Origin of the sequence: Pantoea sp. Pa-EAmG (assembly GCF_030024295.1) — a bacterium.
GTDB classification, from domain to species: Bacteria; Pseudomonadota; Gammaproteobacteria; order Enterobacterales; family Enterobacteriaceae; genus Pantoea; species Pantoea dispersa.
The window spans coordinates 1-7,884 of sequence record NZ_JASEWO010000189.1 but is presented as its reverse complement, the minus strand read 5'-3'; the positions used below and the strand labels follow the sequence as shown (position 1 = coordinate 7,884).

The following is a 7,884-nucleotide window of genomic DNA, read 5'->3' as shown; positions in this document are numbered from 1 at the left end:
GCAACACGGAACCCATCCCCTGAGTAGAGCTATAGATTACCATCGTGCCGTTAGGAGCCAGACTTGGCGTCTCATCCAGGAACGTGTCCGTTATTGTCTGAACGGCTCCCGTTTCCAGATCCTGTTTGGCGACGTGCTGCGCGCCACCGGCGCTGCTAATCATCACCATCGTTTTACCGTCAGATGACACATCCGCATCCTGGTTCTGAGCCCCTTCCCAGGTAATGCGCTGTGGCGTTCCGCCGTTAACGTTAACTTTGTAAATCTGTGGCGCACCGGCCTGATCCGAAGTGTAAGCCAGCGTCTGGCTGTCCGGGAACCAGGTAGGTTCGGTGCTGTTGTAGCGGCCATCGGTCACCTGACGCGTCTGACCGGAGGCCAGATCCATCACGTACAGGTTCAGGCTACCGGTTTTCGACAGGGCGAAGGCCAGCTTAGAGCCGTCCGGCGAGAAGGCCGGTGCACCGTTGTGACGCGGATAAGAAGCTACCTGACGGATAGCGCCGTTGGCCAGCGTCTGCACCACCAGCGCCGATTTACCGCTTTCGAAGGTCACGTAAGCCACTTTGCTGCCGTCCGGCGACCAGGCCGGTGACATCAGCGGCTGTGGCGAACGGTGTACCACAAACTGGTTGTAACCATCGTAGTCAGACACGCGCAGTTCGTAAGGGAACTGACCGCCGTTGGTCTGCACCACATAGGCGATACGGGTACGGAACGCGCCTTTGATACCAGTCAGCTTCTCAAAAACTTCATCGCTGGCGGTATGCGCAGCATAGCGCAGCCACTGTTTGGTGACTTTATAGGAGTTCTGCGCCAGCACAGTACCCGGTGCGCCACCGGTATCCACCAGCTGATAAGCCACCTGGTAGCTGCCATCGGCGTTCGGCGTAACCTGCCCGACGACCACGGCATCAATACCCAGTGCGCTCCACGCGGCAGGCTGAACTTCCTGTGCGCTGGTCGGCTGCTGTGGCAGACGAGAACGATCCAGCGGGTTGAATTTACCGCTGTTACGTAAGTCTGCTGCGACGATGCCACCAATATCTTCGGGTGCAGCGCCCGGACCGGCCCACTGGAACGGCACCACACCAATTGGGCGTGCGGTATTCACGCCCTGCGTAATTTCAATGCGTACTTCCGCGTGCAGCATCGCTGCCCACAGCAGTACAAAAAAACCTAAGGTTACACGAAGTGCCTGCTTCATCTTATCTCCCTTATCTGAACCTGAGTTCATGATAATTCGCACAGTTCCTGAAAAAACACGAGTACTCATAGAGTACGGCAAGCTAACCTTAGTTCAACCTGCCGTACGTTACTGCATTATTCTGGTTTGAAACGCATCGGTGCGTTCTTAAACACTTCATATACGGCCTGCGAAGGCGGCTTCGGAATGCGTGCCTGCTTCGCTGCGGTAATCGCCGCCTGACACAGCGCCGGATCGCCGCCTTCAGCTTTCACGTCAATCAGCAAACCATCCGGTGCCAGTTTAATCCGCAGATCGCAGCTTTTACCGCGATACAGATCGGCATCGTAGAAGCGGCTCTGAATCGCACTGGTGATCTGACCCAGATATGCATTCACCTCAGCACCTGAGGCACCCGCCTTCTTCTGATTGCCCTGACCTGCCGCCGCGCCACCACCGGAAGCGGCGCCGCTTTTCGGCGCATTCTTACCGGAAGAGAGACCGCCTAACAGATCATCCACATCGCTCTCGTTCTTCGCCGCTTCGGCAGCCGCTTTCTTCTTCGCATCAGCCGCAGCTTTAGCTTTCGCCGCCGCATCCGCTTTGGCTTTGGCTGCTGCCTCAGCTTTCGCTTTGGCTTCGGCGGCAGCTTTCTCTTTCGCGGCTTCCGCAGCTTTCTCTTTGGCTTCCTGTGCAGCTTTGGCTTTTGCATCTGCCGCGGCCTGAGCTTTGGCTTCTGCCTCCGCTTTGGCTTTCGCTTCAGCTGCGGCTTTCGCCTGCTGCGCGGCTTTCTCTTTCGCCGCTTCGGCTGCGGCGGCTTTGGCCTGCTCTTCCGCTTTCTTCTTCGCGTCGGCTGCGGCCTGCTTCGCCTGCTCCTCCGCTTTGGCTTTCGCGTCTGCTGCGGCCTTCGCCTGAGCATCGGCCTGCGCTTTGGCATCGGCTTTGGCTTTCGCTGCGGCCGCTTCTGCGGCTTTCTGCTGCTCCTGCGCCTGCTTCGCTGCTGCTTCAGCCGCCTTCTGCTGCTCTGCCTGCTGCTTCGCCTGCTCTTTGGCTTCCTGCTGCGCCTGCAGACGCTCTTTTTCCAGCTCTTTCAGCCGCTGCTGTTCAGCGGCCTGTTTCTGCTGCAACTCTTCCGCCTGCTGCTGTGCCTGCTTCTGGCGCTGCTGCTCGGCGCGCTGACTGTCACTCTGCTGATTCTGCTGACGGTTATACTGCTCAACCACCGCGCCAGGATCGACCATCACCGCGTCGATATCACTGCCGCCACCGCCGCCGCTGGCTTCGATATGTTCGTTAAACGAGCTCCAAATCAGCAGGGCGATCAGCACGATGTGCAGAATCACCGAAATGATTATCGCGCGTTTTAACTTCTCGTTCTGCTCGGTTGCCTTCGACACTCTCGGTTCCCAAAAACGGTTCGCGTTAAATCGGCTGCGTCATCAAACCGACGGATTTCACGCCAGCCTGATGCAACAGGTTCAGCGCCTTGATGATTTCGTCGTAAGGCACATCTTTCGCCCCACCAATCAGGAAGACCGTCTTCGGATTGGCTTCAATACGGCGCTGCGCTTCGCTCACCACCTGCTCCGGCGGCAGCTGCGTCATACGATCGTGATCCACCACCAGGCTGTACTGCCCTACCCCGGCCACTTCCACGATCACCGGCGGATTATCGTCGCTGGAAACGGTTTTCGAATCGGTTGCGTCCGGCAGGTCCACTTCCACGCTCTGCGTAATAATCGGCGCGGTTGCCATAAAGATGAGCAGCAACACCAGCAGCACGTCCAGCAGCGGAACAATGTTGATTTCCGACTTAAGATCGCGACGCCCGCGACCACGGGTTCTGGCCATCGTTAACCTCGACTTACTTGCTGTTGTCGGTAGAGAAAGCCTGACGATGCAGGATGGCCGTGAACTCTTCCATAAAGTTGTCGTAGCCCTGCTCCAGCTTGTTCACGCGCTGGTTCAGACGGTTATACGCCATAACGGCAGGAATGGCCGCGAACAGACCGATTGCGGTGGCGATCAGCGCTTCGGCGATACCGGGCGCAACCATTTGCAGCGTGGCCTGTTTCACCGCACCCAGTGCGATAAAGGCATGCATGATCCCCCACACCGTACCAAACAGACCGATATACGGGCTGATGGAACCGACGGTGCCAAGGAATGGGATATGATTTTCCAGCGCTTCCAGTTCACGGTTCATCGAGATGCGCATGGCGCGACCGGCCCCTTCGACCACCGCTTCCGGCGCATGGCTGTTGGCGCGGTGCAGGCGGGCAAACTCTTTGAAGCCAGAGTAGAAAATCTGTTCGGACCCGCTCAGCTCGTCACGGCGAGCCTGGCTCTCCTGATAGAGACGCGACAGCTCGATACCGGACCAGAACTTGTCCTCGAACGCCTCGGCCTCACGCCCCGCCGCGTTAAGAATGCGGGTGCGCTGAATGATGATTGCCCAGGAGGCAATAGAAAAGCCGATCAAAATCAACATGATAAGTTTGACCAGAAGGCTCGCCTTCAGGAACAAATCAAGAACATTCATGTCAGTCACTGCTTGAACTCCGCGACAATAGACTTGGGAAGCGCAATCGGCTTCATTAGATGTGGGTTGATGCAGGCAATCAGGACTTCTGCTTCATTCAGCACTTTGCCTTCTGCATTCACGATACGCTGCGAGAACGTCATGGTGGCGCGGGTCATGGCGGTCACTTCACTCTGGATATCCAGAAGATCGTCAAGACGTGCTGCGGCAACAAAGTCTATCGTCATGCGTCGTACCACAAACGCCACCTGTTCTTCCAACAGGGCTTGTTGATTGAAATGGTGCTGGCGCAACATCTCGGTACGTGCTCGTTCATAGAAAGCAAGATAACTGGCGTGGTAAACCACACCACCGGCATCGGTGTCTTCGTAATAGACACGAACCGGCCAGCGAAACAGCGTTGTACTCACTCTACATCCCGGTCTCATTTTAAACGTTGCTACTATACGCAAGTGAGATCGGCTTGGGAATGGTCCGCCAGAGCCAGGAGAAAATAATTATCAGACGTTAACAACTGGAAGGATTTTTGGGAGATTTCCTGACCAACCGCTGACAAAAACTCACGTCAGCAGCGGTAAAACAGCCCTTGCGGGCTGAGACAGAACTTAATGGTAGAACCAGTAAATTCCCAGCGCCAGCACGATCAACGCCGGCAGCGGGGCAAACAGCGCCTGCCAGCGGGCACGCTGTGGCCGGAAACCGGTGCCGTGGATCACGCCGCTGCACACCGCCCAGATTAACAATAATCCGTGCCAGATAGCGAGCTCACTGGTGCGTGCGGCAAAGCGCGCCGGCTGCCAGATGACGCATCCGGCCAGCCACAGCGCCAGAATCAGTGAAAGGGCCCGCAGCGGGCCCTTATCCATCAGACGATACAGCGTCTGTATCAGGCTGCGCATCAGAGCTTGTCGTCCTGCGCGCCGCCCTCTTCCACATGCTCGATCGCCAGTGCCGTGACTACGCCAAACGCACAGGCCAGCAAGGTGCCAAGAATCCAGGCAAAATACCACATGCTCAATCTCCTCAATCAGTACAGGGAGTGCGTATTGCGCTCAATGTGTTCTTTGGTGATGCGGCCATACATCTTGTAGTAACACCAGCTGGTGTAAGCCAGAATAATCGGCACAAAGATGATGGCGGCCACGGTCATGATCTGCAGCGTCAGCAGGCTGGAGGTCGCGTCCCACATGGTCAGGCTGGTGCCCGGCACGGTACTGGATGGCATGATGAACGGGAACAGCGCAATGCCAGCCGTCATAATGACGCACGCCAGCGTCAGCGAAGAGAAGATAAACGCCCATGCGCCCTTCTCCATGCGCGAACACAGGATCGTCAGCAGCGGCAGCAGCGCGCCGAGCAGCGGGAACAGCCACAGCACCGGCATCTGTTCAAAATTGACCAGCCAGGCCCCGGCTTCACGCACCACGTCTTTACCCAGCGGGTTAGACGCCGCGTGATGATCGATTGCGCTTTTCAGCACATAGCCATCAATGCCGTATTTCACCCACACGCCAGCCAGTACAAAGCCCACCAGCATCACCAGCGCGCTGATTTGCGCCGCGGTGCGGGAACGCAGGTGTAGTTCGCCGCTGGTGCGCATCTGCAGGTAAGTCGCGCCCTGGGCCAGAATCATCGCGACGCTGATCACCCCAGCCAGCAGGCCAAACGGATTAAGCAGCTGGAAGAAATTACCGGTGTAGAACAGGCGCAGGTACTCATCAGCATGGAACGGCACGCCCTGCAGCAGGTTACCGAACGCCACGCCAATCACCAGCGGCGGCACAAAGCTACCAATGAAGATGCCCCAGTCCCAGGCACCGCGCCAGCGCATATCTTCAATCTTCGACCGGTAATCAAAGCCGACCGGACGGAAGAACAGCGAGGCCAGCACCAGAATCATCGCCACGTAGAAACCGGAGAACGCGGCGGCATAGACCATTGGCCAGGCGGCGAACAGCGCCCCGCCGGCAGTGATCAGCCAGACCTGGTTACCGTCCCAGTGCGGCGCGATGCTGTTAATCATGATGCGACGCTCGGTATCGGTGCGGCCGAGGATGCGGGTCAGCATTCCCACGCCCATATCGAAGCCGTCGGTGACGGCAAAACCGATCAGCAGAATGCCAATCAGCAGCCACCAGACAAAACGCAACACTTCATAGTCAAACATGGTCGCTCTCCTTATCCGCGCGCCGGTTGAGTCACAGCTTGTACTGTTTCATGGTGATAGCGGCCGGTTTTCAGGCTGCTTGGACCAAGGCGGGCAAATTTGAACATCAGATACATCTCCGCCACCAGGAACACGGTATACAGGCCGCAGATCAGGATCATCGAGAACAGCAGATCGCCGACGGTCAGCGACGAGTTAGCCACTGCGGTTGGCAGCACCTCACCAATCGCCCACGGCTGACGGCCATATTCAGCGACAAACCAGCCAGCTTCGACGGCAATCCACGGCAGTGGAATACCGTACAGCGCCGCTTTCAGCAGCCAGCGATTCTTACCGATGCGGTTACGAATCACGCTCCAGAACGACAGCGCAATGATGCCCAGCAGCAGCACGCCACACAGCACCATGATGCGGAAGGCGAAATAGAGCGGTGCCACGCGCGGAATGGAATCCTGCGTTGCCTGCTGGATTTGCGCTTCCGTGGCGTTCGCCACGTCCGGGGTATAACGCTTGAGCAGCAGACCGTAGCCGAGATCCTGTTTATGCGTCTCAAACTCACTGCGCACCGCCGGATCTTTACTGCCGGCACGCAGCTCGTTCAGCAGCGCATAGGCTTTCATACCGTTACGGATGCGCACTTCATGCTGCGCCAGCAGATCTTTCAGGCCGGTGACCGGCGTATCGACAGAACGGGTGGCGATCAGGCCGAGCAGATACGGGATCTGGATGGCGTACTTGTTCTCCTGCGTCGCCTGATCCGGCACGCCAAACAGCGTAAAGGCCGCTGGCGCCGGCTGGGTTTCCCATTCGGCTTCGATGGCGGCCAGCTTGGTTTTCTGCACGTCGCCCATTTCATAGCCGGATTCGTCACCCAGCACGATGACCGATAGCACGGCAGCCATACCGAAGCTGGCAGCGATCGCAAAGGAGCGTTTAGCAAACGCGATGTCGCGCCCTTTCAGCAGATACCAGGCGCTGATGCCCAGAATGAACATCGCACCGGTGGTGTAACCCGCGGCCACGGTATGCACAAATTTCACCTGCGCCACCGGGTTCAGCACCAGCTCGGAGAAGCTCACCATCTCCATACGCATGGTTTCGAAATTGAACTCGGAGGCGATCGGGTTCTGCATCCAGCCGTTCGCCACCAGGATCCACAGCGCGGACATGTTCGAGCCAAGTGCCACCAGCCAGGTCACCGCCAGGTGCTGCACTTTACCGAGGCGATCCCAGCCGAAGAAGAACAGGCCGACAAAGGTGGATTCAAGGAAGAACGCCATCAGGCCTTCGATGGCCAGCGGCGCACCGAAGATATCGCCGACGTAGTGGGAGTAATAAGACCAGTTGGTACCGAACTGAAATTCCATGGTCAGACCGGTGGCCACGCCCAGCGCAAAGTTGATACCAAACAACTTGCCCCAGAATTTGGTCATATCTTTATAAATTTGTTTCCCCGTCAGGACATATACGGTTTCCATGATCGCCAACAAAAACGCCATACCCAGCGTTAAAGGGACGAACAGGAAATGGTACATCGCCGTCAGGGCAAACTGTAAACGCGACAGCTCGACAATATCTAACATGATGACTCCTTGCTCCTCGCATGAACTCATCCTGCGAATAACAACCACAAACAGCGGGCAGTGCGATGCAGAATAAGGTCAGGAACGACTGATTATTGATTCCAGTTTTGTTACCGACAGCACAATGCGTACTGCGGCCCGAAGTGAGCGAGTAACAGTGGTGAAAATTCCCCGAAAAACCGATCGCTTCAGCCTGTTTCGAGCAGGAGTAAGATGAGGAGGCGACAGAATTGATATGACAACGCCTGGCACAAACTCCTGAAAAATGATGAAAAAGACTGAATTGATGCAGCGCAATTTATACCGGTTGGGTTGCTTTTAGCCAGCGGTAAAGTTTGCTATATATCGCCTTTTATTGATCTGGATTAAGACAATAATTTTTCAGATATGTAGTGTTAGCGTTGTT

General features: G+C 56.7%; 9 protein-coding genes. All 9 read right to left on the bottom strand.

Annotation, left to right across the window (positions count from 1 at the left end; all coding sequences use genetic code 11):
* Nucleotides 1-1,207, bottom strand: a 1,207-nt coding sequence (tolB, locus tag QMM04_RS19025; RefSeq protein WP_282996764.1) for a Tol-Pal system beta propeller repeat protein TolB, incomplete at its 3' end; no start/stop codon positions are given.
* A gap of 116 nt (nucleotides 1,208-1,323) precedes the next feature.
* On the bottom strand, nucleotides 1,324-2,583 hold the full coding sequence (gene tolA, locus QMM04_RS19020) for a cell envelope integrity protein TolA (protein ID WP_021508529.1): 1,260 nt from the start codon (nucleotides 2,581-2,583) through the stop codon (nucleotides 1,324-1,326).
* A 25-nt stretch (nucleotides 2,584-2,608) separates the two neighbouring features.
* Nucleotides 2,609-3,037 (bottom strand): colicin uptake protein TolR, encoded by a 429-nt coding sequence (gene tolR / locus QMM04_RS19015; RefSeq protein WP_021508530.1) that lies wholly within the window; start codon nucleotides 3,035-3,037, stop codon nucleotides 2,609-2,611.
* Between the two features lie 13 nt (nucleotides 3,038-3,050).
* Nucleotides 3,051-3,737 (bottom strand): Tol-Pal system protein TolQ, encoded by a 687-nt coding sequence (gene tolQ, locus QMM04_RS19010; RefSeq protein WP_010616001.1) that lies wholly within the window; start codon nucleotides 3,735-3,737, stop codon nucleotides 3,051-3,053.
* On the bottom strand, nucleotides 3,734-4,138 hold the full coding sequence (gene ybgC / locus QMM04_RS19005) for a tol-pal system-associated acyl-CoA thioesterase (RefSeq protein WP_038648188.1): 405 nt from the start codon (nucleotides 4,136-4,138) through the stop codon (nucleotides 3,734-3,736). Before ybgC ends, tolQ begins: the two co-directional genes overlap by 4 nt.
* A gap of 195 nt (nucleotides 4,139-4,333) precedes the next feature.
* On the bottom strand, nucleotides 4,334-4,627 hold the full coding sequence (ybgE, locus tag QMM04_RS19000; protein ID WP_058775290.1) for a cyd operon protein YbgE: 294 nt from the start codon (nucleotides 4,625-4,627) through the stop codon (nucleotides 4,334-4,336).
* On the bottom strand, nucleotides 4,627-4,740 hold the full coding sequence (gene cydX / locus QMM04_RS18995) for a cytochrome bd-I oxidase subunit CydX (protein WP_010615998.1): 114 nt from the start codon (nucleotides 4,738-4,740) through the stop codon (nucleotides 4,627-4,629). The genes ybgE and cydX overlap by 1 nt, the downstream gene beginning before the upstream one ends.
* 15 nt (nucleotides 4,741-4,755) lie before the next feature.
* The gene (gene cydB / locus QMM04_RS18990; RefSeq protein WP_021508533.1) at nucleotides 4,756-5,895 is read right to left on the bottom strand and encodes a cytochrome d ubiquinol oxidase subunit II; all 1,140 of its coding nucleotides are present in this window, start codon (nucleotides 5,893-5,895) and stop codon (nucleotides 4,756-4,758) included.
* A gap of 11 nt (nucleotides 5,896-5,906) precedes the next feature.
* A complete protein-coding gene (gene cydA / locus QMM04_RS18985; protein WP_282996763.1) occupies nucleotides 5,907-7,478 on the bottom strand; it encodes a cytochrome ubiquinol oxidase subunit I in 1,572 nt (523 codons plus the stop codon).
* Nucleotides 7,479-7,884 lie beyond the last annotated feature (406 nt).